This window comes from Aquabacterium sp. A3 (assembly GCF_038069945.1).
Taxonomy (GTDB): domain Bacteria; phylum Pseudomonadota; class Gammaproteobacteria; order Burkholderiales; family Burkholderiaceae_C; genus Aquabacterium.
In genome coordinates, this window is sequence record NZ_JBBPEV010000005.1 from 94,147 (window position 1) to 117,326 (window position 23,180).

Genomic DNA, 23,180 nt, shown 5'->3' on the forward strand with positions numbered 1-23,180 from the left:
GATCGGCAATCAGATCGGCAGGCCCACCAGGTCGTGGCCTTCCACGGCCACGATGCGGGCGCGGGTGAACTCGCCCACCTTCAGCGTCTTGCTGGCCTTCTCGGGCGGCAGCAGGCGCACGGTGCCATCGATCTCGGGCGCGTCCGCATACGTGCGCCCCACCCCGCCCTTGCGACCCAAGGCCGGTGCGCTGTCCACCAGCACCTGCATGGTGGCGCCCAGGCGGCGCTGCAGCTTGGCAATCGACACGGCCTCGGTCACTTCCATGAAACGGGCACGGCGCTCTTCGCGCACCTCGTCGGGCAAGGCGCCTTCCAGGGCGTTGGCCGGCGCGCCCTCGATCGGCGAATAGGCGAAGCAGCCTGCGCGGTCGATCTCGGCCTCTTTCATGAAATCCAGCAGGTATTGGAATTCGTCTTCTGTTTCACCGGGGAAGCCGGCGATGAAGGTGGAGCGCACCACGATTTCAGGGCACAGCTCACGCCAGCGGCGCAGACGATCCAGGTTCTTCTCGCCATTGGCCGGGCGTTTCATGCGCTTGAGCACGTCCGGGTGGGCGTGCTGGAACGGCACGTCCAGGTAAGGCAGCACCAGGCCTTCGGCCATCAGCGGGATCACCTCGTCCACATGCGGATAGGGGTACACATAGTGCAAGCGCACCCAGGCACCATGGGCCTGCGCCATTTCGCCAATCTTGGCCACCAGGTCCAGCATGCGGGTCTTGACGGGCTTGCCATCCCAGAAGCCGGTGCGGTACTTCACATCCACGCCATAAGCGCTGGTGTCCTGGCTGATGACGAGCAGCTCTTTGACGCCTGATTCAAACAGCGCCTTGGCTTCGCTCAGCACGTCGCCGATGGGACGCGAGACCAGGTCGCCGCGCATGCTGGGGATGATGCAGAAGCTGCAGCGGTGGTTGCAGCCCTCAGAGATCTTCAGGTAGGCATAGTGCTTGGGCGTGAGCTTGATGCCGGCGACCCCTCGAAATTCCGCGCGCGCCTCGGGCACCAGGTCCACGAACGGGTCGTGGGGCTTGGGCACGTGCAGGTGCACAGCATCCATCACCTCTTGGGTGGCATGGGGGCCGGTCACGGCCAGCACGCTGGGGTGCACGTCCTTGACGAGGTTGCTGCCCGCATCGGCACCGGCCTTGGCCCCCAGGCAGCCGGTGACGATCACCTTGCCGTTTTCGGCCAGGGCCTCGCCGATGGTGTCCAGGCTTTCCTTGACCGCGTCGTCGATGAAGCCGCAGGTGTTGACGATCACCAGATCGGCGCCGGCGAAGGTCTTGCTGGTTTCATAGCCTTCGGCGCGCAACTGGGTGAGGATCAGCTCGGAGTCGGTCAGGGCCTTGGGGCAGCCCAGGCTGACAAAGCCGATCTTCGGGGCGCTGGCGGGAGGAGCGGTGGGGGACAGTTCGGAACTCATGGGAGTGGATTGTCCGGCAAATCGGGGCTCGGCGCGCGACCGAGGTTCGCCCGGAAATGGGGGATGGCCACAACGGGATGGCACTATGCTGTCCACACCATCAGCGTGGCGCACCCATCGCAACGCCATCAACCCAAGGAGCACCGTGAAAATCGTCAAAACCATCCTGGCGGGTGACCGGGTGCGGCTAGAGCCGCTGAGGCAGGATCACCTCGCCGGTCTCGAGGCAGCCATCGAAGACGGCCAGCTATGGACCATCCCGGTCACCTTCGTGCCCCAGCCAGACCACCTGGGTGAATTCCTGAGTGCAGCCGAGTCCGCCTTCCAAGCTGGACGCGAGCTGGCCTTCGCCACCATCGATAGCCAGTCTGGCAAGGTGGTGGGCAGCACGCGCTTTCGCAACATCGAGGCTCAACACCGCCGGGTAGAGATTGGCGCCACGTTCGTGGCGGCCTCCAGTCAGCGCACGCACGTCAATACTGAGGCCAAGCTCCTCATGCTGCAACACGCCTTCGAGACCTGGGGGTGCAACCGGGTAGAGCTGCTCACCGACGAGCGCAACAACCGCTCGCGCCAAGCCATCGAGCGCATCGGCGCCCGACAAGAAGGCATTCTGCGCAACCACATGGTGATGCGCGACGGCTTTGTGCGCAATTCAGTCATCTACAGCATCACCGCCACCGAATGGCCCGAGGTGAAAGCGGACTTGAATGCCCGCGTACGCGCCCGGGCGGCGTGAACCCAATCACTCTGGAAGGACCCCCGCCATGTCTGATTTTGTGTCTCAATTTCTGGCTGCAGGGGCCTTCACCCTGGTCACCGCCGCCGTGGCCGCGGGCACTTATTTCCTCACCCGTTGGAACAACTACAAAACGCTGTCGGCCAAGTACCGTGACAGGCTGTATGAGCTCAACAAACTGGGTGTTCAATACGGTGATGTGGCTTACGAGTTTCTCAACCCAGCCAATTTCACTGGCTCGTACTTTGCGCGGTTGTCAGGGGTGCCGGCAGGCGCCGGTGCGACAGGCCTGCAAGGCCTCCAGATGGCGACCCGCTTGCGTTCTTATGTGTTCTTTCGCCTGAACTTTTACGAAGAGCTGTTTTATGCAACCGAGTCGTCCCACGTGGTCATGGAAGACCGCAAAGTGTGGCGCAGCTACCTGGAAACCCAGCTACAGCACCCCCTGGTGCGCGAGTTGCTGACCCAAGAGCAGCGGCGTTTCGGCATTCGATTCGTGAAGTTTGCCGGATTGTCGCCAGATTGAATGCGCCAATCTGGCCTAGAGACTTTCCATATTGGCCGGTGAACGCCGATACCGATACAGTGAGGTTCCTACAGCGGCTGGCACCCGCATGGCGCAAGATCGGAGCAGCCCATGGCATCGGTATCCCTTCCCCCCCAGCTCGGTCGCAACAGGCGACCTCACGGCATCCGTCCCGCCAGCGCGCCCACGGCGTACAGCGGGGGCCAGGACTGGGGCGAACGTGCCCTGCAGCGCACCTGGCGCAGCGTGGGAGCCCTCTTTTTCGGTATTGGCATCGTCAATGCCTTTGTGCCTGTGCTGCCCACCACGGTGTTTTTGTTGATCGGCTTGTGGGCGTATGGCAAGGGCGACCCACGCATGCGCGAACGCCTGTTGGCACACCCACGTTTTGGGCCAGGCCTGCGCTTGTGGGTTGAAAAAAAGCAGATCTCTCGCAAAGGCAAGGTCGCAGCCATCTCCGGCATCGCCGCCAGCGCAGCCCTCACCGCATACGGCTTGGGCCCCCGCCCACTGATGTGGGCCATCCTGGGCGGGCTGGGCGCGCTGTGCGCTTATCTGGCCACGCGGGCCGAGCCAACAGTGGCAGCGGCCTGAAACAACTGACAAGAAAGATTCACGGGGAAAACACCCACAACAACTTGTCACAAGCCTTTGTTACGATCGGCTCCAATTTTCACAGGGAGCAGATTGATGATGAAGTCTTTGATGATTGCCGCCGTGGCGGCTTCCGTTCTTGCTGGCTGCGCAAATGCACCCCGCAAAGCATTCAACCGCGAAGGCGCAACGCAGCTGAAATCGGTTGCGGTGGCTGAGCGAAGTGATGAAGAGTCATACAACATCAACATCATTGCCCATCCGGGCGTGAATTTCGGTTTGATCGGCGGTTTGATCGCAGCCGCAGATTTGACCAGCAAGTCCAACAAGCTCACCGAAGCCCTTGATCCTGCCCAGACAGCTTTGCAAAAACGTCTGTCGACAAAGGTGGCAGAACAGCTCAACGGCACGGGGTATGACGCCAGCATCACGTTCGTGCCTGCGCGCACAGACAGCGGCAAAGCCTACGAGGCGCTCCGTGCCAACCTGGCAACCGACGCCGTGCTGGACTTGGGCTTTTATGGTGGCTACACAGCTGCTGGTCCCGGCTCTGACTACCTTCCCTACATCCGTGTGGACGTGATCACCAAGGACGTCAAGTCAGGCGAGGTCCTCTATCAGGATGTGATCACCTATGGGTACACCCACCAGGGCCAGCAAACCGTTCACCTCGAGAGTGACGCCCGCTATCGATTCAAGGATCTGGACGACCTGATGTCTCGCAAGGATCTGGCGCGTGAGGGTCTGCAGGCTGGCATTGACCTGGTGGCAACCCAAGTGGCCACCGACTTGAAGCGCTGAGGTGCATATGTCAATGTCGGCGCTGCGTTGGCGGCTTACGTTGCTTGCGTCAGGGTTGAGCCTGGCCGCGTGCAGCAACTTATCCCCCCAGGAAAGAGCATCTCGAGCAGAGGCTGATTTGGCTGCACGAACGCCCTGCTGTGCTGAATGGAGCTTGGCGCCCACCCGTTCGCTACCGACGGAAGCCACCAAGTTCTTGATGAATGAAACAGCTGAGGTGTTTTTGCAAGATGGCGAGAAAGCCTATGGCGTGCTGTTTGAGTTGCCAGAGTTTGCCAAGACCTACAGCGTCACTTTGACAAGCATCACGCAAGGCATGCAAACCGAACGGATGGTGTTTGCGCCAAGGGTCAAGATGATGAACAGCCGCTTTGAAGTGACGCGGTCATTTCATGAGTCGGACCTCCGCACCCGCGGGGGAAACCCCGAACGCACCATCTACATCAACCCGGCCAACGCTGGCGAGCGGTATATGCTGATCCACGGATCAGGTTTGCGCGGCAGCTACAGCAAAAAGATCCCTGTGCAAACAAGCCAAGCCATTCATACAGGCTTTGGTGTGGTCTATTGGGCAGATGGAGCTGATGTCGTTGCGACCACGCGCAGTTCACCCTACGGTGAAATCGAAGTTCAAGTGGATGGGTTGAAACCCGCTGCTCGTTGATGCGGCGAGCGTGCAACCGCACGCTCACTCCGCCGGCACGTCCAACGGCACGTCGTTCAAATCCATCACAGGCGCGTCAGCGCCCATGTCTTCAATCTGCATGTCGATGGTGACTTCATCCAGGTTCACCTGAGGCTCCTTGTCAAGCCAGTGTGTGACCAGGCCGGGCCAGAAGATCAGGATGGCCACCAGCAACAACTGCAGGCCAAGCCAGGGGATGGCTCCAAGGTAGATGTCTTTGGTGGCGATGGGACGCGCCAGCGCGCCGTTGTTGTGCACCTGATCAGCCACTCCCCGCAGGTAGAAGAGCGCAAAGCCAAACGGGGGGTGCATGAAGCTGGTCTGCATGTTGACGCACAGCAGCACGCCAAACCAGACCAGGTCAATGCCCAGGGCCTGGGCCACCGGGGCCAGCAAGGGCACGACGATGAAGGCGATCTCGAAGAAGTCGAGGAAGAAGGCCAGGAAGAACACGAACAGGTTCACGGCGATCAGGAAACCTACCGGACCGCCCGGGAGATCACTGAGCATCTCTTCGATCCACACATGGCCGTCCACCCCCTGAAACACCAGCGAAAACACACTGGCGCCCAGCAAGATGAAGATCACCATCACCGTGACTCGCATGGTGGATTGCATGGCCTGCCAGATGAGCGTGGTGTTCAACCGCTTGTGCACCGCCGCCAGCGCCATGGCCCCCATGGCGCCCATGGCACCGGCCTCGGTGGGTGTGGCCAGCCCCATGAACAAGGTGCCCAGGACGAGAAAGATCAGGGCCATCGAGGGCACCATGCCCCACAGCACCCGGCGCACCAGCGGCCAGCCGCGCTCGGTACGTGCCTCTTCAGGCAAGGGCGGCACCCACTGCGGACGCAGCAGCGCCACGCCCAGGGTGAACAGCAAAAAGATGCCAATCTGCATCAGTGAGGGCCCGATCGCCCCCATGTACATGTCGCCCACCGAGCGGCCCAACTGATCGGCCAGGATGATCAGCACCAGCGACGGCGGAATGACCTGGGTGATGGTGCCCGAGGCCGCCACCACACCAGTGGAAAAGCGCATGTTGTAGCCGGCCCGCATCATGATGGGCAAGGCAATGACGCCCATGGCGATCACACTGGCGGCCACGGTGCCGGTGATGGCCCCCAGGATGGCGCCCACCACGATGACAGCAAATGCGATGCCGCCGGGAAAGCGCCCGAACAGTTGCGCAGTACCCTCCAGCAGGTCTTCTGCCAGACCGCAGCGCTCCAGGATGGCCCCCATGAAGGTGAAGAAGGGGATGGACAGCAGCAACTCGTTGGAGACGATGCCAAACAAGCGCAGCGGCAGGTTGGCCATGAACGCTTCTGGAAAGTAGCCCTGGCCGACGGCATAGTAGCCAAAAGCCATGCCCAACCCACCCAGGGTGAAGGCCACAGGGAACCCCAGCACCATGGCCAGCACCAGGCTGCCGAACATCACGGGGGCGAGCATCTCCATGCCGCTCATGCGCGGATCCTCACTGCGCTCACTGTTGTGGTCTTTCGTAGTGCAGGTCGAGATCAAGCTCACCGCGCAGGTAGTTGATGCGGCGGATGAGCTCGGCCAGCCCCTGAAGCGCCAGCATCAGAAAGCCTGCAGGAATGGCCAGCTTGATGGGCCAGCGAACCAGCCCACCAGCGCTGGGAGACATCTCGTGCTGCTGGTAGGCGTCGAGGGCGTAGGGCCAGGCCAACCAGGCAATGATCAGGCACAGGGGGATCAGCACGAGGGCCAGGCCCACCGCATCGATCCACGCCTTGGTGCGGGGCTGCCGTCCACCATAAAGAACGTCAACGCGCACATGCTCGTTGAGCCGCAGCAAGAGCGGCGCCCCCATGAACACGGCCATGCCGAACAGGTACCACTGCACCTCCAGCCAGGCATTCGACCCCATGCTGAAGGCGTAGCGCGCAGTGGCCGCGCCGGCACTGATGAGACATGCGGCGAACAACGCCCAGGCAGCACCCAGGCCCAGCCAGCGCGACAGCGCGTCCATCAGCCTCACATAAGCGTGTGCCATCTGCCTCATGTGTTCTGGCCTTGCCCGGCTGCGCTCGGAAAGAGGCTCAAGCGTCCAGGGATGCCGCCTGCATGTACAGGCTGGTCGAGCGCGCACCACTGCGGCAGAACATGAGCAGCGGCCGAGGCAGTGTTTTGAGCAACGCTGCGCACTGTGCAATCTGCTCAGGCGACTGGTAGCCGCCCTGGACAGGCAGATAGGCGTAACTCAGGCCCACGGCCTGGGCGGCCGCCTCGATCTGCGCGCTGGTCGGCTGGTCAGGGCCACCTTCCATGTCAGGGCGGTTGTTCATGATGGCCTTGAAGCCGGCCTCGGCCGCGGCAGCCATGGCGTCGGGTGTCAGCTGAGGGGCTGCATACACACCTTCGGCGATGGGCTGCAGGGTCACTTGGTTGCTCATGGCGTCGTCCTCAAAGGTGGGGGCACAGGGCCGAAGCGTAACGCAGTTCAGTCACAGGATTCAGCCCGCCAGCGCCGTCTTGACGGCGGCAGACACCTGCGCCATTTCAGCCTGGCCCCCGAGGCGCTGTTTGGCCACGCCCATGACCTTGCCCATGTCACCAGGGCCTGACGCGCCGAGTTCGGCCACGATGGCCTTCACGGCAGCCAGAATCTCATCGGCCCCCATCCGTGCGGGCAGATAGGCCTCCAGCACGGTGATCTCGGCTTTTTCCTTGTCGGCCAGGTCTGCGCGAGCGGCGGCCTCGTACTGCTGGGCAGCATCCTTGCGCTGTTTGATCAGCTTGTCGACGATGGCCACGATCAAGGTGTCGTCCAGCTCGACACGCTCATCGACCTCTTTTTGCTTCATGGCCGCCATCAGCATGCGGATGGTGCCCAGGCGCTCGGCTTCTTTGGCGCGCATGGCGGCTTTCATGTCGTCGTTGATGCGTTGTTTGAGGCTCATGATGGCGGCAGAATTAGGTGGATCTGAAAAAAGCAAAGCCCGCATGGGCGTCCCCGCGCGGGCTTCGGTGCTGTGAAGCCTTGAGGCCTGAACAGCCTGAAGGCCAGAAACTGATCAGTACAGCTTCTTGGGCAGCTGCATGCTGCGCACGCGCTTGTAGTGACGCTTGACGGCGGCGGCCTTCTTGCGCTTGCGCTCGGACGTGGGCTTCTCGTAGAACTCACGGGCGCGCAGCTCGGTCAGCAGACCCAGCTTTTCGATGGTGCGCTTGAAGCGGCGCAGGGCCACGTCAAACGGCTCGTTTTCCTTGACACGGATGGTCGTCATTCGGATTCGCTTTCAGTTTGAATGCATTCAACAGGCTAGAGCAAGGCCCGTCAAAACACCCAAAACACCACCAAACATGGCGCTCAAGGCATTTTGATCAAGGCGGTGCATGCGATCATGCCCAAGCCCAACCAACAAAGCCAAAGATTATACCCTGATATTCTCAAATTGGCCACAATCCCTGTTGGGCGGTCATGTGGGCCAGATCGGCCGCACTGGGCCAGGCCACATCAGGACAGGCCTCCGCGGGATTCAATCCCTGCTGCCCCAGCAGGGCCAGCCAGGGCGCCAGCACGAACGCACGGCCCATCATGCGCGGGTGAGGCAGGCTCAGCGCGGGAGTTTCACACGTGTGCCCACCGTACCACAGGAGGTCCAGATCCAGGGTGCGCGGCGCGTGCCGATACGGCCGCTGGCGCTCGCCCTCGCGCTCCAGCCGCATCAGGCAAGCCAGCAGTTCATGCGGCCCCAACACGCTGTGCACAGCCGCCACGGCGTTGACGTAATCGGGGCCATCGGCGTCCACCGGGCGACTGCCATACAGCGGCGACATGGCCAGCACCTCGATGCCAGGCTGAGCACTCAGCCCATGCAAGGCGTGCTCGAGCGCCTGGCGCACGTTCCCCAGGTTGCCGCCCATGCCGATGTAGGCCGTCCAGCGCGGCATGCCTTCGGGAAGCCCACACCACGCCAGGGCAGCAGCCTGCGGTGCCGACATGGGATCAGGCCTCGCCAGCGGGTGCACCGCCGGCCGGTTTGCGACGGCGTCGACGACGTTTGCGGGCCGGTGCAGCGCCCTCGCCCACGGTGTGAGTGACATCGATGGCCTCGATGGCCTCGGCTTCGTCGTCGTCGACCTCGTTCATGTCGTGGTGCTCGCGATCGGCCTGCCCCGACTCAGCCTGCCCGGCAGATCGACGCGAACGACCGCCAGTCTTGCGTGCTGGCGCGCCGGCCTGTCGCCGCGCAGCCTCTTCCTCACGGGCGCGCTCCATCAATTGGCGCTGCTCGGATGGATCCGCCAAGGAGAAGTCTTCCCACCAGGTGGCCAGCGCCATGTCGGCCTCGCCCACCTGGGCACGCAGGCGCAAAAAGTCAAACCCTGCCCGGAATCGAGGCTGTTGCACCAGCGTGAAGGGGCCATTGCCCACCCGACGGTCAAATCGCGGCTGCATGGACCAGATCTCGCGCATGTCAGCACCGAGCTTGCCGCGCCCCGAAATGTCGCCGACACGGGCATTGAAGACCTCGTCGATGGCCTGCTGCAGCGCCGGGAAGGCAGGCTCACCGCGTTGCTGGAGGCGCTGCCAGTGCGCCTGCACGTCGTGCCACAGCAAACAGGCCAGCAAAAAGCTGGGCGCCACGGGCTTGCCTTCGCCGACACGACGGTCGGTGTCGGCCAGGGCCAGCTGGACAAACTGCTCGCGGCCCGGATGCCGGCGTGCTTCGTCAAACACAGCGTCCAGGATGGGGAACACCCCCCGGTCGAGCCCCTGCTTGCGCAACTCCGTCAGCGAGGCTTGTGCATGCCCCGTCTGCAGCAGTTTGATCATTTCATCAAACAAGCGCGACTGGGGAATGTTGGCCAGCAACTCGGCCATCTCACGCACAGGCTCACGGGTGTGGGTCTCAAGCTCAAAGCCCAGCTTGGCGGCAAAACGCACCACCCGAATGATGCGCACCGGATCTTCACGGTAGCGGGTGACCGGATCCCCGATCATGCGCAGCACACGCTTTTTGGCGTCCTTGATGCCACCGTGATAGTCCACCACGATGCCCGTGTTGGGGTCGTAATACAGCGCATTGACCGTGAAATCTCGTCGCGCGGCGTCCTGATCTTGCGGGCCCCAGACGTTATCGCGCAGCACGCGACCGCTGGCGTCGACCACGTGGGTCTTGTCCGCCAACTCTTTCTTGGACGTTTTCTCATTGCCGGCCACTTGCTCGGCGGCGCTGGCATCGAGGTAGGCCCGGAAGGTCGACACCTCGATCACCTCGTGCTCACGACCGCGGCCGTACACCACGTGCACGATGCGGAATCGCCGACCGATGATGAAGGCACGACGAAACAAGGCCTTGACCTGTTCGGGCGTGGCGTTGGTGGCCACGTCGAAATCCTTGGGGCGGTGACCCAGGATCAGATCACGGACGGCGCCACCGACGATGTAGGCCTCGTAGCCAGCATCCTGCAGGGTGTCGACGACCTTGCGTGCGCGGTCATCCACCCAATCGGGGTCGATGCCGTGCTCGCTGGCGGGCACCTCCACGCGCTTGCCGGTGGGGATGCGCGGGGCTTTGGCGGCGCGCTTGGCTGCAGCAGCAGGACGCATCGCGGCCGGCGCTTTGCCCAGAATCTTGTTGATGAAGGTCTTGATCATGCAAACAAACGAAGGATGGGCCAGCCGCGCTCCAGGGCCACGGCCTCCAGCGAGGGGCTGGGGTTGGTGGCCACCGGATGAGTGGCACGCTCCAGCAAAGGCAGGTCGTTGGGGGAGTCGCTGTAGAAGCTGATGCGCCCGAAATCGGACCACTGCCGACCCAGACTGGCCAGCCATTGTTCCACACGTGTGATTTTGCCCTCACGGAAGGAGGGCACGCCATCAATCTGACCCGTGACACGCCCATGTGCGTCGCGCACCAGGCGCACGGCCAGGAGGTGCTCCACGTCGAACGCATCTGCGATGGGTTGGGTGACGAATTCGTTGGTGGCCGTCACGATGGCCAGCAGATCACCCTGGGCGCGGTGGCGTTCAACCAGCTCGCGCGCCTGAGGCTGCACTGCCGGAAGGATCACCTGCGCCATGAAGGCCTGTTGCAGCGCATGCTGGGCATCGTCGTCCATTTGACGCCAGATGCTGGTGGTGAAGTTGATGTAGTCACCCAGCACCAGGGTGCCGTCGCAATACTGCTGATAGAAGTCGTTGTTGCGGCGGCGATAGTCTTCGCCGTCAGCCAGCCCCTGCCGAATAAGGAACTCTCCGAATTCGTGGTCGGAATCCAGCGGCAACAGCGTGTGATCAAGGTCGAACAGGCACAGGTTCATGTGGTCTCCAGGGTCATCACCTCGCGCACCAGCGGCACGGTGATGGGGCGATGCGCCTCCAGGGCATAAGCATCGAGTTGATCCAGCAAACGCATCAGCGAGCCCAGGTCGCGGCTGAAACGATTCATCAGGTAGGCCAGCACTTCGTCGGGCAAATGCATGCCGCGGCGCTGGGCCTCTGCCACCAGCGCTTCGCGCAGACCGGCTTCATCCAGCGGCGAGAGCTGAAACACCAGCCCCCACCCCAGGCGGGTGCGCAAATCATCGCGCACGGGCAGGTCCACCGGCGGTGCGCCCCCCGCGGCCAGGATGACCAGCGCACCGCCCGTGGTGCTGGCAGCCGACTCGATGAACAGGTTGAACGCCAGGTGCTGCTCGTCCACATGCAAGGCATGGGCGTCATCGATCAGGGCCAGGGTGGGCGCCTGGGGGGCGTCTGCCTCCCACATCTGGCAGCTTCCGGGCGCCAGCCAGATGGCACCCCACCCCCATGCACGAACCTGGGCCAGCATGGCGCGCAGCAGGTGGGTCTTGCCGCAGCCCGCCGGCCCCCAGAGGTAGACGGGCGAGGCGGGAGGTTCGTGGGCCTGCCAGTGGCACAGCCATGACAGCACCTCCTGGTTGCGCCCCGGCAGGAAGTCACTCAGCCCTGGTTGCCGCTGTGGACCCAGGTCCAGCAGCATCTGCCGCATGCCCATGAATGGCCCCTCAGTCACCCAGGTACAGGCGGCTGCCCTGCCATGCCTGAAGCCCTCGCCGTCCCATGATGGTCAGCAGTGCCGTGCAGGGCAAGGCGATGAGCAGCCCCCAGAAGCCCAGCCACTGACCAAACAGCATCAAGGCCAGGATGACGCCCAAGGGGTGCAGACCAATGCGCTCTCCCACCAGCCGTGGTGTGAGCAGAAAGCTTTCAACAAACTGGCCGATGCCATACACCAGGCCCACTGCGATCAAGGGGTAGGCCCAGCCGGCGTCGGTGGCAGCAAACTGCAACACCCCGGCCAGCAAGGCCAGCACCAGGCCCAGACCAAAGCCAATGTAAGGAATGCACACCGCCAGCCCGGTGAACACACCGATGGGCAGGGCCAGCGAAAAGCCGGCCACCGCCAGACCCACGCTGTAGTACACCGCCAAAATGAGCATGACCAGCAGTTGCCCTCGCAGGTACTGCCCCATGATGTCGTCGATCTCGCGCAGCAACTCGTCCGAGCTGGTTCGCCAGGTCTGGGGCAGCAAGGCCCGGGCGCGCGCGGTCAAAGACGCCCAGTCAGCCATCACGTAAAAGGCCAGCATGGGCACCAGAATCCCCAAGCCCATCACCGTGAGCACATTGCCTCCGCCCACCACCACCGAGTGCCACAAGGCGCCGCTCCATTGAGGCACGTGCTCTTGCAAGAGCCGCGTGAGCTGACTGCGCCACTCGTCGGCGCTGTCTGGCACCTGAAGGCCCATGGCCTTCAGGCGCGGCGCCAAGTCGGTCCAGACCTGGGCCAGGAGATCCGGCAACTGGCTGCGCAGCATGGGCACCAGTTCTGACACGATCGGCACCAGCAGCACCACAAGGACGGCCGCCACCAGGGCCACCAGCAGCAGGCACAAGCCAATGGCCAGCCCCTGCGGCAGACGCCAGGCCTGCAGCCTGATCACCATGGGCCTGAGCACATAGGCCAACACCACCGCCAGTGCAAAAGGCACCACGATCGCGGCATGCAACCACAACAGGGCCAAGACCAGGGCGCCGATCAGCCACGACTGCCAGCCTACCGATGAGAGGGAGATTTGATTCATGTGGCACCGATTCTATCGGTGCCACGGCAACCCAAGAGCCCTGCGCTGTGGCGATGTCACTGGCCGGCGTAGACCGCGCGGCGGGCGGACTCCAGCGCTTCTTCCAGGCGCGCATAGTCTCGCTGAGACTCTGGCCGGCTTTTGTAGTCGGCCAGGATGGCGGCCTCGCGACGCTTGTACTCGGCCAGCAGTGCGGCTTCACGGGCTTGCTCGTCAGAATCAGGACGCGGCGCAGCGTCGGTCAAGGCTTTTTGGGCCTCTTTGAGGCGCTGTTGACGCACCTGCTCATTGGATTCGATGTCATTGAGCAACGCGGCCTGGATCAACACCGCCTCACCCATGCTCAACTCGCCCTGGCGAAGGCGTTCGGGCACACGCTCAAACAACTGCTCTGCCAAGCGGCGGCGAGCCGCGACGTCCGGACTGTCTTGCAGGCTCTGCCATTGCTCAAAACCACGCTGAAAGCGCAGGTACGTCACGACACGTTCCAGCTCTTTCTCGGGGTTGTCGGTTCGGGACATGGCCTCTTTCAAGGCCGCCCATTCTTCGCCAGTGAAATCTGCAGGCCTGTCGCCCGACAGGGTCGCTGGCGGCAGGGTGTCGAGTGGCTGCATCACCGGCAATTCTTTGATGATGCCGGGCTTCTCGGGGGCAGCATCCACCACCTCGGGGGGCACAACCTGCCGCCCTTGCCACCACCAGACGCCCACACCCAGCAACACGCCCACCACCGGAACCAGCATCCAGAAACGTTTTGAACTTGAGGCGTTTTGGTAAGTGATCATGACAGGGCTGAAACCGAATACAGACAGGTCCGGCGCATTGTGGACCATGCCCCTGGGCACACCGACGTGGGAAAACCCGGCTTCGAGCGCTGCGTGCCGGGAAAGGCCCCCACAGGCGATAAACTGAGGGGTTTGCTGCAGCCGCGCTGCACCACTCCTCAGCGCCACGTATCGGCCTGGTTTCTCGGCCCCATTTCTCAATCCCGTCCCCGGATGAACTCGACTGCCCTGCCCCTGCCTGCGTGGATCGCCATTGGCGCCGTGCTGGCCTACCTGATTGGCTCCCTGTCATTTGCTGTCATCGTGAGCCGCGTTTTTGGCCTGAACGACCCCCGCACGTATGGCTCAGGCAACCCTGGTGCCACCAATGTGCTGCGCTCGGGGAACAAGGCAGCGGCGGTGCTCACCTTGGTGTTCGACGCACTCAAGGGCTATGTGCCGGTGGCACTGGCCGTGGCGTCAGGCTGGCCCGCCGCGGTGGTGGCCGCCATTGGTCTGGGCGCCTTCATCGGCCACCTCTGGCCCGTGTTCTTCAAGTTTGAGGGCGGCAAAGGCGTTGCCACGGCTGCCGGGGTGCTCTTGGGCTTTGATCCGGCGCTGGGCGGCCTGGTGTTGCTGGTCTGGATCGGCATGGCGGCCGTCTTCCGCTACTCGTCGTTGGCGGCACTGACGGCCTCGTTGGCGGCCCCGGCGCTTCAGGTGTGGCTGAATGGACCGAGCCTCATGACGGTCGCCGTGGCCGTCATGAGCGCCTTGCTGATCTGGCGTCATGCCCCCAACATCCGCAAGCTGATCGCAGGCCAGGAGAGCAAGATCGGGCAAACAGCGTGAACATGGCGGCATGAACACGCCGCCCGCCTCGACAGACCGACGCCACTCATGGGTGTCGCTGGCCGTGATCCTGCTGGTCGTGATGGGTGGCAGTCAGGCGTGGTCGTGGTGGCGCGGTGACCGCGCGGCCGAAGCGGTGCGGGTGCACAGCGCCCAGGCCGAAATCACCATGTTCACCACCGACACCTGCCCGTACTGCGAGCAGGCGCGGCAGTGGCTGAACCGCCATCAGGCGACCTGGCAGGAGTGCAACATCGACCAGAACCAGGCATGCCAACGCCTGTTTCAAGCCCGAGGCTCACCTGGCGTGCCGCTGCTGCACGTCAATGGCTTGTGGCGACTGGGTTTTGACCCCGTGTGGCTGGCCGAGGCCCTTCAATCCAGGCCCAAAACGGACAAGTCGCCACGGCCCTGACGCACCACGGCGAGCTCATCGCCACTCAAGTCGATCACGGTGGTGGGCTCGACCGAGCACGCACCAGCGTCGATGACCCCTTGCAGCTGTTTTTGCAGGCGTTCACGGATTTCTTGTGCATCGTTCAATGGCAACTCATCCCCAGGCAGGATGAGGGTCGTGGCCAGCAAAGGCTGGGCATGTTCGGCCAGCAGCGACTGTGTGACCCTGTGTTCTGGCACGCGCAAACCGATGGTGCGCCGCGACGGGTGCGACAGCCGGCGAGGCACTTCTTTGGTCGCCTGCAGGATGAAGGTGTAAGGCCCGGGCGTGCCCAGCTTGAGCAGCCGGTACTGCTGGTTGTCCACCCGCGCGTATTGCGCCAGCTCGGACAGGTCACGACACAGCAAGGTCAGGTGATGGCGCTCGTCCACGCCACGCAATCGACGCATGCGATCAACGGCCGCCTTGTCATCGAGGTGGCAGACCAGTGCGTAGCTGGAGTCGGTGGGCACGGCCAGAATGCCGCCTGCACGCAGCAGGTCGGCGGCCTGCTTCAACAGGCGAGGCTGTGGGTGCTCGGGGTGAACTTCAAAAAGCTGGGCCATGCCGGCAGGTTAACCGATGCCATCGCCCCACAGGCTGCAGACCGGCTCAGGCCTTGACAATGCGGTCGGTCAGCACGTCCCAGATGGGTGTGACGGCCCCGGGCAGGTCGGGCAAGGTGCCCAGATCCGTGTGGCTTTCGGCCGGGTCATGGAAGTCGGAGCCGCGCGATGCCAGCAGCCCGAACTCTTTGGCCATGTCTGCATAACGCTGGTACTCGGCCACGGTGTGGCTGCCGGTCACCACCTCCACACCCACACCACCCAAGGCTTTGAAGTCCGTGAACAGGGCGTACTCTTCATTGGGTGAAAAGTCGTACCGTGCTGGATGTGCGATCACGGCTTCACCACCTGCCTGACGGATCCAGGACACCGCATCGGCCAGCCGAGCCCAACGGTGCTCCACATAGCCGGGCTTGCCTTCGGTGAGGTAGCGCCGAAAGACCTCGTGGGTTTCCTGGCAAATGCCTTGCTCGACCAGGTAGCGCGCAAAGTGCGTGCGCGAGATGAGGTCAGGATTGCCCACGTACTTCAGCGCCCCTTCGTAGGCGCCGGGAATGCCCACGCGCGCCAGGCCATCGGCCATCTCGCGCGCACGGCGCTCACGACCGCCCCGGGTGTCGGCCAGGCCCTGCACCAGGGCAGGATGGTCAGGGTCGAACCCCAAGCCCACGATGTGCACAGTCTGGCCTGCAAAAGTGACCGAGATCTCGACACCCGTGACGTAGTCCATGCCCAGGGCCAGCGCAGCGTCACGTGCACGATGCTGGCCACCCACCTCGTCATGGTCGGTGAGCGCCCACAGCGAAACGCCATTGCCATGCGCACGAGCTGCCACCGCCTCGGGACTCAAGGTGCCGTCGGAAACCGTCGAGTGCGAATGGAGGTCAGCGTTCAACAAATGCATGGACACATCCTAGCGCGCTGATCTGCCCTTGTCACCGGAGGGTCATCCACCCCAACGAGGGGCGTGCTGCCGACGCATCTGCGTCTGCGCCCAGGCCTGCACACTGGCCAGGGCCAATTCACGAATCAGTTGCTCGTCCACCGGGCGGCGGTATCGCATCTTGATGTGTCGCATGCCCTTGCCGGCACCTTCGAGCTCGGGGAACTCGGCCACCAGCATGACACCGTTGAACACCTGCACATGGGCATTGACCTTGTGCAGCACCACCGACAACAGGTTGTCGTTTTCGTTCAGGTAACACAGATTGCCCCACTTGACTTCGGGGCGCAATTGAGGGGCCGCAGCCAGGATGGCGCGGTGAATGATCTGTGCCGTTTCAGCCTGATCGGGTCTCAGGCTGTCAAAGAAGGCATTGATGAGGGCTGGTGATTGAAGGGGGCGACGCATAAGGGGGGGAACCCACGGATTTGGTACTACTCGAGACATGACGCCCATGCGTCCCACCCCCTCCCTGGCACCTCGTGAGAGGACCCTGTGGGTGCGCACAAGCCCTGTGACCACCGGTTTCTTTTGTGATCTGACGTCAACACGTGGGTTCCGTGCTCAACGTCACAATCGAGGTGGCCAGACGGAGGGCATGCCCGGCGTCAATCCCCCATTGTAACGGGTGAACCTGTCACCCCATGATGCGTGGTGCTGAACGTCATCTGTGTTATCGACCGTGCAGGTTCAGGTTTTAGGCAAGGTCACCCCGCGCTGCCCCTGATATTTGCCACCTCGGTCACGGTAACTGGTTTCACACACCTCATCGCTCTCAAAGAACAGCACCTGGGCACAACCTTCACCAGCGTATATCTTGGCCGGCAGCGGGGTGGTGTTGCTGAACTCGAGGGTGACGTAGCCCTCCCATTCGGGCTCGAAGGGCGTCACGTTCACGATGATGCCGCAGCGGGCGTAAGTGCTCTTGCCCAGGCAGATGGTCAGCACGTTGCGCGGAATGCGGAAGTACTCGACCGTGCGGGCCAGCGCGAAGCTGTTGGGCGGGATGATGCAGACATCGCTGTTGATGTCGACAAAGCTTTTTTCGTCGAAATTCTTGGGGTCCACCACCGTGGAGTGGATGTTGGTGAACACCTTGAACTCGGGGGCACAACGGATGTCGTACCCGTAGCTGCTGGTGCCGTAACTGACGATGCGGGTACCGTCGGCGGCGGCACGGACCTGGCCGGGCTCGAAGGGCTCGATCATGCCGTGCTCTTCGGCCATGCGGCGGATCCAGCGATCGGACTTGATGCTCATGAGGGCTCCTGTTTGACAGGCGTGATTGTGCGCGATTGTGTGGCACACCGGATAATGCCCCGATGAGCATCGCCCCCTACATCAAGGAAATCGGCCGCGGCAAGGACGGCGCACGGTCGTTGAGCGTGGAACAGGCCCGAGACCTGATGGCGCAGGTGCTCGACGGCAGTGTCAGCGACCTGGAGGTTGGCGCGTTTTGCCTGGCCATGCGCATCAAGGGCGAGACCGTTGCAGAACTTGACGGCTTCGTTCAGGCCACGCTGACGCGGTGTCTGCCCCTGGAGGATGCCTTGCGCGAGGCCCGGGCCCTGGGGCTGCGCGGGGTGGTGGTGCTGCCCAGTTACAACGGCGCACGCCGGCTGCCCAACCTCACCGCCTTGCTGGCGGCCTGGCTGGCGCGCCAAGGCGTGGGCGTGCTGGTGCACGGCCCCCTGCAAGACCCGACCCGCGTGACCACGGCCCAGGTGTTTGAGGCCGCTGGATGGCCCCATGCGCACACCGCGCAAGGGCTGGTGGACTGCTGGCGCGAGGCGCGCCCGGCATTCATGCCCATTGAAACCATGTGCCCAGGCCTGGCACGCCTGCTGTCGGTGCGCTGGACCGTCGGCCTGCGCAACCCGGGACACACCGTGGCCAAGTTGCTGGACCCCTGGGCCACGGCAGGCGGTCTGCCATCGGTGCGGGTGGTCAACCACACGCACCCGGAGTATGCGCACTCTCTGAGCGCCTACTTGCAGCACAGTGGCGCGCGCGCCCTCCTGATGCGAGGCACCGAGGGCGAACCCGTGGCCGACCCCAGGCGTCAACCCCGATTCGAGGCCTATGCGCAGGGCATTCGTCAGGCTGCGCTGTGCCGGGAGGCCACCGAAGGCCCGCTGCCTGCATTGCCCGCCCTGCCCGAGGGGCATGACGCGGCCACGACCGCACGCTGGATCCACCAAGCCCTGGCGGGCCAGGTGCCCGTGCCCGCGCCCATCCTGGCCCAGGTGGACTGCCTGTTGTCGCTGTTGGCCCCTATTGAGCCCGCTTGACGCACGGCAACAGCGTCCAACCCTGGCACTAACCCCAGGAAACCCTTGTCGTCTTTCTGGCGCACACTGGCGTTGAATCAGCAACACACTCCTCATCGGGCCCATCCGCCCGACCTTCAGATGACACTTGATCAAGCCTTGACCCGCGTGACCGCCGCTCTGGTGCTGGCCTGCCTGCCCTTGACCGCCGCGCACGCACAGAACGCCGCCAAAAAGGAAACCCAATCCCAGCAAACCGTGGCGGTGGACTTCAATGCCGACGCGCCCGAGATGAAGCGCGCCTTCCAGGAGGCGCAACGCACCCTGGACCAGTTTTTGAAAGCCACGTCGGGCGACAACCCCAACCTGGACAATGTCGGGGTTCGGGTGCGCTTCAAGTTTGGCCCCCACACCGAGTACCTGTGGGTGATGCCGGTGGGCACCGCCGATGGGCAGAAGTTTTCGGGCCAACTCAACGACATGCCCCGCAACATCAAGAACATCACGCTGGCGCAAGAGGTGAAGTTCAACCGGCCCGACATCGTTGACTGGATGTACATGGACACCAAAGCCAAGATGCTGCATGGCCACTACACCACCTGCGCCCTGATGAAGGGGGCGCCAGAGGCCGATCTGGTTGAAATGAAGCAGCGTTATGGCCTGGACTGTGTGAGCAAGCTCAAGACCCTCACCAAAAAGTGATCAGGCATCGGGCTCGGTCCCGAAGGCCTGACGCCACATGGCATGCCAGCGCGCGCGAGTGCGTTCGATGGACGCCAGCCTGAGAGGGCCGTAACCCCTGATCTCAGCGGCTGCGTTCACCATGTTGCAGATGTGCGCGTGGCGCTCTGGCTGAAGATGCGCCAGCAGCCTGTGCAACAGGGACTCGAACTCTGCCAGCACGGCGTGGTCCTCGCGCCGGTCCATCGACCACTTGAATGGGTCCAGCCAGCTACCGCGCAGGCCTTTGGCGCGTGCCAGCAGGCCCAACACCGGGCCCATCCAGGCGCCATGACGCTGCTTGGTGGGACGAGCTGTGCCCTCTGCCGATGAGCCCTGCCCCCAAGGCCACCACCGTGGAGGAGCCAGGTGGTATGCCATGCGCCAGCGGCCCTCGAACTGCTGGGCCAGTTGTGCCTTGAACTCAGGCGCCGTGAGCAAGCGGGCCACTTCGTACTCGTCCTTGATGGCCATGAGCCGGAACAGCTGCGTGGCCACCTCGCGGCTCAAGCGCTCGCTGCCCAGGGGCTGCTCGGCGTGCTGCACGCGTTGCACCCACTGGCGATAGTGCTCGGCATAAGCCGCGTCCTGATACTGCCGCAGGTAATCGGCGCGGCGAGCCACCAGTTCAGCCAGCGGCTCCTGGGTGGCCTTGGGTGCCCTGCCCGCCCACTGCACCGCTTGCGTGGGCACGCTGAGCCGGGCCACACGCACCGGGTCGTGTGCGGCCCAGCGCCCCCAGGTGAAGGCCTGCAGGTTGCGCGCCACCTGCACCCCATTGAGCTCGATGGCCTGGTGCACGGCCTGCAGGCTCAGAGGCACCCAGCCCATCTGCCAGGCAAAACCCAGCATCAGGGGGTTGGCGTACAGGGCATCGCCCAGCATCTGCTCGGCCAGGCGCACGGCATCCAGGCGACGGATGCGGCCGGTGCCCACCTGCTCGGCCAACACCTGATCACATTGCCCGCTCGGAAACTGCCAGTCGCGGTCTTTCACCAAGGCCGCCGTGGGGGTCTGGTGGGTGTTCAGCGCCACATGCGTGCGCGAGGCATGCATCACCGCCAGGGTGTTGCTGTGGGCCGCCACGATCGGGTCGCAGGCCAGCACCAGGTGGGCCTCGGCCACGCCGACCTTGGTGGTGCGGATGGCATCGGCCTGCTCGGCAATCTGGATGTGGCTCCAGGTGGCGCCGCCCTTCTGGGCCAGGCCGGCGGCCTCTTGGGTGATCACGCCCTTGCCCTCGATGTGGGCCGCCATGCCCAGCAACTGCCCGATGGTGATGACCCCAGTGCCCCCGATGCCGGCCACCACGATGCCATAAGCCTGGTCGCACGCGGGCAAGGCCGGGTGAGGCAGCTCACCCATGGAGTCCAACGAGGGGGTGGCGGACTGAACGGCACCGGCGGTGGGCGCTTTCAAGGTGCCACCCTCGATGGTCACCAGCGAGGGACAGAAGCCCTTCACGCACGACAGATCCTGATTGCAGCTGCTTTGGTTGATGCGGCGCTTGCGGCCCAGGTCGGTCTCGACCGTCTCGACACTCAGACAGTTGGACTGCACCGAGCAATCGCCGCAGCCCTCGCACACCAGCTCGTTGATCACCACGCGGGTGGTGGCCTGAGGCAGCTTGCCACGCTTGCGGCGGCGGCGCTTTTCGGTGGCGCAGGTTTGCTCGTAGATCAGCACCGTGCAGCCGGCGATGGCCTTCAACTGCCCTTGCACTTCGTCCAGCCGGTCGCGGTGAAACACCTCCACCCCCGGGGCCAGATCGTCCATGGCCGCGTACTTGTCGGGCGCATCACTCACCACCACGATGCGCCGCGCGCCTTCGGCGTGCAGTTCGCGCGTCATGGCCGACACCGACAGGTTGCCGTCCAGCGGCTGACCGCCCGTCATGGCCACGGCATCGTTGTAGAGGATCTTGTAGGTGATGTTCACCCCCGCCGCTATCGCCTGACGGATGGCCAGCAGGCCCGAGTGGAAGTAGGTGCCATCGCCCAGGTTGACGAACACATGGGGCTCATCGGTGAAGGGGGCCTGGCCCACCCATGTCACGCCCTCGCCGCCCATCTGGCAGACCATGCCCGTGTTGCGGTCCATCCACTGCGCCATGTAGTGGCAACCGATGCCGGCCAGGGCCCGCGAGCCCTTGGGCACCTTGGTGGAGGTGTTGTGCGGGCAGCCACTGCAGAACCAGGGCGCACGCTCGGCCTCGGCGCCGCTGCGGGCCAGGGCATGCTCTTTGGCCTCGATGATGCGCAGGCGCTCGGCCACGTGGGCCCGAAGGTCGGCGTCCAGCCGGGCCAGCAGCCCCAGGCGCTCCAGCCGCTGTGCCACGGCCTGGGCGATCAAGGCGGGCGTCAGGTCGGCCTTGGCGCGCAGCAAGGTGTGGCGCGCCGGGTTGGGCATCGACCACTCGCCGCCCGTGAAGTCGCCATCGGGCTCGCTGAACTTGCCCAGCACATTGGGGCGCACGTCTTCGCGCCAGTTGTACAGCTCTTCCTTGAGCTGGTATTCGATCATCTGGCGCTTTTCTTCCACCACCAGGATCTCTTGCAGCCCGGTGGCAAATTCGCGCGTGATGCTGGCCTCCAGCGGCCAGACCACCGCCACCTTGTGGATGCGCAGCCCCAGAGCGCGGCAGGCATCGTCGTCCAGCCCCAGGTCGTGCAGGGCCTGGCGCAGGTCGTTGTAGGCCTTGCCGCTGGCCATCAGGCCCAGGCGGGCGTCAGCCGCATCCAGCACCGTCTGGTTGAGGCGGTTGGCCCGGATGTAGGCCAGCGCGGCATAGCACTTGTGCTCCAGCAGGCGGGCCTCCTGCGCCAGCGGGGTGTCTGGCCAGCGGATGTTGAGCCCGCCGTCCGGCATCAGCACGTCATCGGGCAGCACGATGCGCACACGGTCGGCGTCCACACACACCGTGCTGGACGACTCCACCACCTCCTGGATGGTCTTCATGCCCGCCCACACGCCCGCAAAGCGGCTCAGCGCATAGGCGTGCAAGCCCAGATCCAGGATCTCTTGCACAGACGACGGGAAGAACACCGGGATGCCACAGGCCTTGAACACATGGTCGCTCTGATGCGCCAGGGACGAGCTCTTGGCCGCGTGGTCGTCACCCGCCACGGCGATCACCCCGCCCCGCGCGGCCGTGCCGGCCATGTTGGCGTGCTTGAGCGCGTCGGCGCTGCGGTCCACCCCGGGGCCCTTGGCATACCAGAGGCCAAACACCCCGTCATAACGATGCGGGCCAGGCGTGAGGTGCAACTGCTGACTGCCCCACACGGCGGTGGCCCCCAGTTCTTCATTCACCCCGGGCTGGAACTTGATGTGGTGGGCCGCCAGGTGCTTTTGCGCCTGCCACAGGGCGTGGTCATACGCGCCCAGGGGCGAGCCCCGATAACCGCTGATGAAGCCTGCGGTGTTGAGCCCGTCACGCACATCGCGAACCCGCTGCAGCATGGGCAGGCGCACCAGGGCCTGGATGCCGCTCATGAAGGCCTGACCGGCCTCCAGGGTGTACTTGTCGTCCAGCGTCACGCTGGACAGGGCCTTGAGCACATCGGCAGGCAGAGGCGCATTCATACCAAGCTCCCGAGGGTTGGCCGTGCGCGCACCACGCCGTCTTGTGAACGAGTTCGCCGCACAGCAGGAACCGACAACGCACCCAATCTACGACAAAGCGGGCCGGCTTGTCTGCAGGGTTGGGGCCGGTTTGCCCGCCAAAACCGCGCCAAAAGACGGCTATAACCTCTGCTGTCACGCACA

Annotated in this window: 26 protein-coding genes; 9 read left to right on the plus strand and 17 right to left on the minus strand. The window is 64.0% G+C overall.

The features are described from left to right. Positions 1-9: 9 nt before the first annotated feature. Positions 10-1,428: a 30S ribosomal protein S12 methylthiotransferase RimO gene (gene rimO / locus WNB94_RS14950; protein ID WP_341391180.1), complete on the minus strand. Its 1,419-nt coding sequence runs from the start codon at positions 1,426-1,428 to the stop codon at positions 10-12. A 145-nt stretch (positions 1,429-1,573) separates the two neighbouring features. Here rimO and WNB94_RS14955 point away from each other — a divergent pair, with 145 nt between their 5' ends. The 5 genes from WNB94_RS14955 to WNB94_RS14975 all read left to right on the plus strand — a co-directional run bounded on the left by WNB94_RS14955 (position 1,574) and on the right by WNB94_RS14975 (position 4,752). Beyond that, entirely contained in the window at positions 1,574-2,167 is a 594-nt protein-coding gene (locus WNB94_RS14955; RefSeq protein ID WP_341391181.1) for a GNAT family N-acetyltransferase, read from the plus strand. A 28-nt stretch (positions 2,168-2,195) separates the two neighbouring features. Continuing rightward, positions 2,196-2,693 carry a hypothetical protein gene (locus WNB94_RS14960; protein ID WP_341391182.1) on the plus strand — a complete coding sequence of 166 codons (498 nt, stop codon included), beginning with the start codon at positions 2,196-2,198 and terminating at the stop codon, positions 2,691-2,693. 111 nt (positions 2,694-2,804) lie between these two features. Continuing rightward, positions 2,805-3,287 (plus strand): YbaN family protein, encoded by a 483-nt coding sequence (locus WNB94_RS14965; protein ID WP_341391183.1) that lies wholly within the window; start codon positions 2,805-2,807, stop codon positions 3,285-3,287. Positions 3,288-3,383: 96 nt separating this feature from the next. After that, entirely contained in the window at positions 3,384-4,088 is a 705-nt protein-coding gene (locus tag WNB94_RS14970) for a hypothetical protein (RefSeq protein WP_341391184.1), read from the plus strand. Between the two features lie 154 nt (positions 4,089-4,242). Next, on the plus strand, positions 4,243-4,752 hold the full coding sequence (locus WNB94_RS14975) for a hypothetical protein (RefSeq protein ID WP_341391185.1): 510 nt from the start codon (positions 4,243-4,245) through the stop codon (positions 4,750-4,752). A gap of 24 nt (positions 4,753-4,776) precedes the next feature. Here the strand turns inward: WNB94_RS14975 and WNB94_RS14980 are convergent, their stop codons facing one another. From WNB94_RS14980 to WNB94_RS15030, 11 genes are all read right to left on the minus strand, one after another. Beyond that, positions 4,777-6,234 carry a TRAP transporter large permease gene (locus WNB94_RS14980; RefSeq protein ID WP_341391319.1) on the minus strand — a complete coding sequence of 486 codons (1,458 nt, stop codon included), beginning with the start codon at positions 6,232-6,234 and terminating at the stop codon, positions 4,777-4,779. Between the two features lie 28 nt (positions 6,235-6,262). Continuing rightward, a complete protein-coding gene (locus WNB94_RS14985) occupies positions 6,263-6,796 on the minus strand; it encodes a TRAP transporter small permease subunit (RefSeq protein WP_341391186.1) in 534 nt (177 codons plus the stop codon). Positions 6,797-6,842: 46 nt separating this feature from the next. Then, positions 6,843-7,196, minus strand: coding sequence for a protein tyrosine phosphatase family protein (locus WNB94_RS14990; protein WP_341391187.1), 354 nt, complete (start codon positions 7,194-7,196; stop codon positions 6,843-6,845). Positions 7,197-7,256: 60 nt separating this feature from the next. Next, a complete protein-coding gene (locus WNB94_RS14995) occupies positions 7,257-7,703 on the minus strand; it encodes a GatB/YqeY domain-containing protein (protein ID WP_341391188.1) in 447 nt (148 codons plus the stop codon). A gap of 114 nt (positions 7,704-7,817) precedes the next feature. Next, positions 7,818-8,030, minus strand: coding sequence for a 30S ribosomal protein S21 (gene rpsU / locus WNB94_RS15000; protein WP_009551973.1), 213 nt, complete (start codon positions 8,028-8,030; stop codon positions 7,818-7,820). A gap of 163 nt (positions 8,031-8,193) precedes the next feature. Then, the gene (gene folK / locus WNB94_RS15005) at positions 8,194-8,748 is read right to left on the minus strand and encodes a 2-amino-4-hydroxy-6-hydroxymethyldihydropteridine diphosphokinase (protein WP_341391189.1); all 555 of its coding nucleotides are present in this window, start codon (positions 8,746-8,748) and stop codon (positions 8,194-8,196) included. Positions 8,749-8,752: 4 nt separating this feature from the next. Then, positions 8,753-10,408, minus strand: coding sequence for a polynucleotide adenylyltransferase PcnB (pcnB, locus tag WNB94_RS15010; RefSeq protein WP_341391190.1), 1,656 nt, complete (start codon positions 10,406-10,408; stop codon positions 8,753-8,755). Next, positions 10,405-11,073: a histidinol-phosphatase gene (locus WNB94_RS15015; RefSeq protein WP_341391191.1), complete on the minus strand. Its 669-nt coding sequence runs from the start codon at positions 11,071-11,073 to the stop codon at positions 10,405-10,407. Before WNB94_RS15015 ends, pcnB begins: the two co-directional genes overlap by 4 nt. Beyond that, on the minus strand, positions 11,070-11,771 hold the full coding sequence (gene hda, locus WNB94_RS15020; protein WP_341391192.1) for a DnaA regulatory inactivator Hda: 702 nt from the start codon (positions 11,769-11,771) through the stop codon (positions 11,070-11,072). Before hda ends, WNB94_RS15015 begins: the two co-directional genes overlap by 4 nt. A gap of 10 nt (positions 11,772-11,781) precedes the next feature. Beyond that, complete coding sequence (locus WNB94_RS15025) at positions 11,782-12,861, minus strand: AI-2E family transporter (protein ID WP_341391193.1); 1,080 nt, start codon at positions 12,859-12,861, stop codon at positions 11,782-11,784. 56 nt (positions 12,862-12,917) lie between these two features. Further along, complete coding sequence (locus WNB94_RS15030) at positions 12,918-13,646, minus strand: hypothetical protein (protein ID WP_341391194.1); 729 nt, start codon at positions 13,644-13,646, stop codon at positions 12,918-12,920. Between the two features lie 213 nt (positions 13,647-13,859). On the opposite strand from WNB94_RS15030, the gene plsY reads away from it, so the two are divergent. Together plsY and WNB94_RS15040 are read left to right on the plus strand one after the other, a co-directional pair. Then, entirely contained in the window at positions 13,860-14,477 is a 618-nt protein-coding gene (gene plsY / locus WNB94_RS15035; protein ID WP_341391195.1) for a glycerol-3-phosphate 1-O-acyltransferase PlsY, read from the plus strand. A gap of 10 nt (positions 14,478-14,487) precedes the next feature. Continuing rightward, positions 14,488-14,892, plus strand: coding sequence for a glutaredoxin family protein (locus tag WNB94_RS15040; RefSeq protein ID WP_341391196.1), 405 nt, complete (start codon positions 14,488-14,490; stop codon positions 14,890-14,892). On the opposite strand, the gene WNB94_RS15045 is transcribed toward WNB94_RS15040, so the two are convergent. The 4 genes from WNB94_RS15045 to dcd all read right to left on the minus strand — a co-directional run bounded on the left by WNB94_RS15045 (position 14,853) and on the right by dcd (position 17,682). Further along, on the minus strand, positions 14,853-15,479 hold the full coding sequence (locus WNB94_RS15045; protein ID WP_341391197.1) for an L-threonylcarbamoyladenylate synthase: 627 nt from the start codon (positions 15,477-15,479) through the stop codon (positions 14,853-14,855). The two genes, WNB94_RS15040 and WNB94_RS15045, sit on opposite strands and share 40 nt — an antisense overlap. A gap of 46 nt (positions 15,480-15,525) precedes the next feature. Beyond that, the gene (locus tag WNB94_RS15050) at positions 15,526-16,383 is read right to left on the minus strand and encodes a 3',5'-nucleoside bisphosphate phosphatase (protein ID WP_341391198.1); all 858 of its coding nucleotides are present in this window, start codon (positions 16,381-16,383) and stop codon (positions 15,526-15,528) included. Positions 16,384-16,425: 42 nt separating this feature from the next. After that, positions 16,426-16,830, minus strand: coding sequence for a DUF1801 domain-containing protein (locus WNB94_RS15055; protein ID WP_341391199.1), 405 nt, complete (start codon positions 16,828-16,830; stop codon positions 16,426-16,428). A gap of 282 nt (positions 16,831-17,112) precedes the next feature. Then, positions 17,113-17,682 (minus strand): dCTP deaminase, encoded by a 570-nt coding sequence (gene dcd, locus WNB94_RS15060; RefSeq protein ID WP_341391200.1) that lies wholly within the window; start codon positions 17,680-17,682, stop codon positions 17,113-17,115. A 62-nt stretch (positions 17,683-17,744) separates the two neighbouring features. Here dcd and ybiB point away from each other — a divergent pair, with 62 nt between their 5' ends. Together ybiB and WNB94_RS15070 are read left to right on the plus strand one after the other, a co-directional pair. Further along, complete coding sequence (ybiB, locus tag WNB94_RS15065; RefSeq protein WP_341391201.1) at positions 17,745-18,713, plus strand: DNA-binding protein YbiB; 969 nt, start codon at positions 17,745-17,747, stop codon at positions 18,711-18,713. A 120-nt stretch (positions 18,714-18,833) separates the two neighbouring features. Continuing rightward, complete coding sequence (locus tag WNB94_RS15070) at positions 18,834-19,394, plus strand: YegJ family protein (protein WP_341391202.1); 561 nt, start codon at positions 18,834-18,836, stop codon at positions 19,392-19,394. Here WNB94_RS15070 and WNB94_RS15075 read toward each other — a convergent pair whose 3' ends face one another. Continuing rightward, on the minus strand, positions 19,395-22,997 hold the full coding sequence (locus WNB94_RS15075; RefSeq protein WP_341391203.1) for an indolepyruvate ferredoxin oxidoreductase family protein: 3,603 nt from the start codon (positions 22,995-22,997) through the stop codon (positions 19,395-19,397). Positions 22,998-23,180: the final 183 nt, after the last annotated feature.

Bases quoted from the DNA above. Each gene is read 5' to 3' on its own strand.
- rimO (WP_341391180.1), bottom strand. From the start codon at position 1,428: ATGAGTTCCGAACTGTCCCCCACCGCTCCTCCCGCCAGCGCCCCGAAG.
- WNB94_RS14960 (WP_341391182.1), top strand. From the start codon at position 2,196: ATGTCTGATTTTGTGTCTCAATTTCTGGCTGCAGGGGCCTTCACCCTG.
- WNB94_RS14965 (WP_341391183.1), top strand. From the start codon at position 2,805: ATGGCATCGGTATCCCTTCCCCCCCAGCTCGGTCGCAACAGGCGACCT.
- WNB94_RS14970 (WP_341391184.1), top strand. From the start codon at position 3,384: ATGATGAAGTCTTTGATGATTGCCGCCGTGGCGGCTTCCGTTCTTGCT.
- WNB94_RS14980 (WP_341391319.1), bottom strand. From the start codon at position 6,234: ATGGAGATGCTCGCCCCCGTGATGTTCGGCAGCCTGGTGCTGGCCATG.
- WNB94_RS14985 (WP_341391186.1), bottom strand. From the start codon at position 6,796: ATGGCACACGCTTATGTGAGGCTGATGGACGCGCTGTCGCGCTGGCTG.
- WNB94_RS14990 (WP_341391187.1), bottom strand. From the start codon at position 7,196: ATGAGCAACCAAGTGACCCTGCAGCCCATCGCCGAAGGTGTGTATGCA.
- WNB94_RS14995 (WP_341391188.1), bottom strand. From the start codon at position 7,703: ATGAGCCTCAAACAACGCATCAACGACGACATGAAAGCCGCCATGCGC.
- rpsU (WP_009551973.1), bottom strand. From the start codon at position 8,030: ATGACGACCATCCGTGTCAAGGAAAACGAGCCGTTTGACGTGGCCCTG.
- folK (WP_341391189.1), bottom strand. From the start codon at position 8,748: ATGTCGGCACCGCAGGCTGCTGCCCTGGCGTGGTGTGGGCTTCCCGAA.
- pcnB (WP_341391190.1), bottom strand. From the start codon at position 10,408: ATGATCAAGACCTTCATCAACAAGATTCTGGGCAAAGCGCCGGCCGCG.
- WNB94_RS15015 (WP_341391191.1), bottom strand. From the start codon at position 11,073: ATGAACCTGTGCCTGTTCGACCTTGATCACACGCTGTTGCCGCTGGAT.
- hda (WP_341391192.1), bottom strand. From the start codon at position 11,771: ATGGGCATGCGGCAGATGCTGCTGGACCTGGGTCCACAGCGGCAACCA.
- WNB94_RS15025 (WP_341391193.1), bottom strand. From the start codon at position 12,861: ATGAATCAAATCTCCCTCTCATCGGTAGGCTGGCAGTCGTGGCTGATC.
- WNB94_RS15030 (WP_341391194.1), bottom strand. From the start codon at position 13,646: ATGATCACTTACCAAAACGCCTCAAGTTCAAAACGTTTCTGGATGCTG.
- plsY (WP_341391195.1), top strand. From the start codon at position 13,860: ATGAACTCGACTGCCCTGCCCCTGCCTGCGTGGATCGCCATTGGCGCC.
- WNB94_RS15040 (WP_341391196.1), top strand. From the start codon at position 14,488: ATGAACACGCCGCCCGCCTCGACAGACCGACGCCACTCATGGGTGTCG.
- WNB94_RS15045 (WP_341391197.1), bottom strand. From the start codon at position 15,479: ATGGCCCAGCTTTTTGAAGTTCACCCCGAGCACCCACAGCCTCGCCTG.
- WNB94_RS15050 (WP_341391198.1), bottom strand. From the start codon at position 16,383: ATGCATTTGTTGAACGCTGACCTCCATTCGCACTCGACGGTTTCCGAC.
- WNB94_RS15055 (WP_341391199.1), bottom strand. From the start codon at position 16,830: ATGCGTCGCCCCCTTCAATCACCAGCCCTCATCAATGCCTTCTTTGAC.
- dcd (WP_341391200.1), bottom strand. From the start codon at position 17,682: ATGAGCATCAAGTCCGATCGCTGGATCCGCCGCATGGCCGAAGAGCAC.
- ybiB (WP_341391201.1), top strand. From the start codon at position 17,745: ATGAGCATCGCCCCCTACATCAAGGAAATCGGCCGCGGCAAGGACGGC.
- WNB94_RS15070 (WP_341391202.1), top strand. From the start codon at position 18,834: ATGACACTTGATCAAGCCTTGACCCGCGTGACCGCCGCTCTGGTGCTG.
- WNB94_RS15075 (WP_341391203.1), bottom strand. From the start codon at position 22,997: ATGAATGCGCCTCTGCCTGCCGATGTGCTCAAGGCCCTGTCCAGCGTG.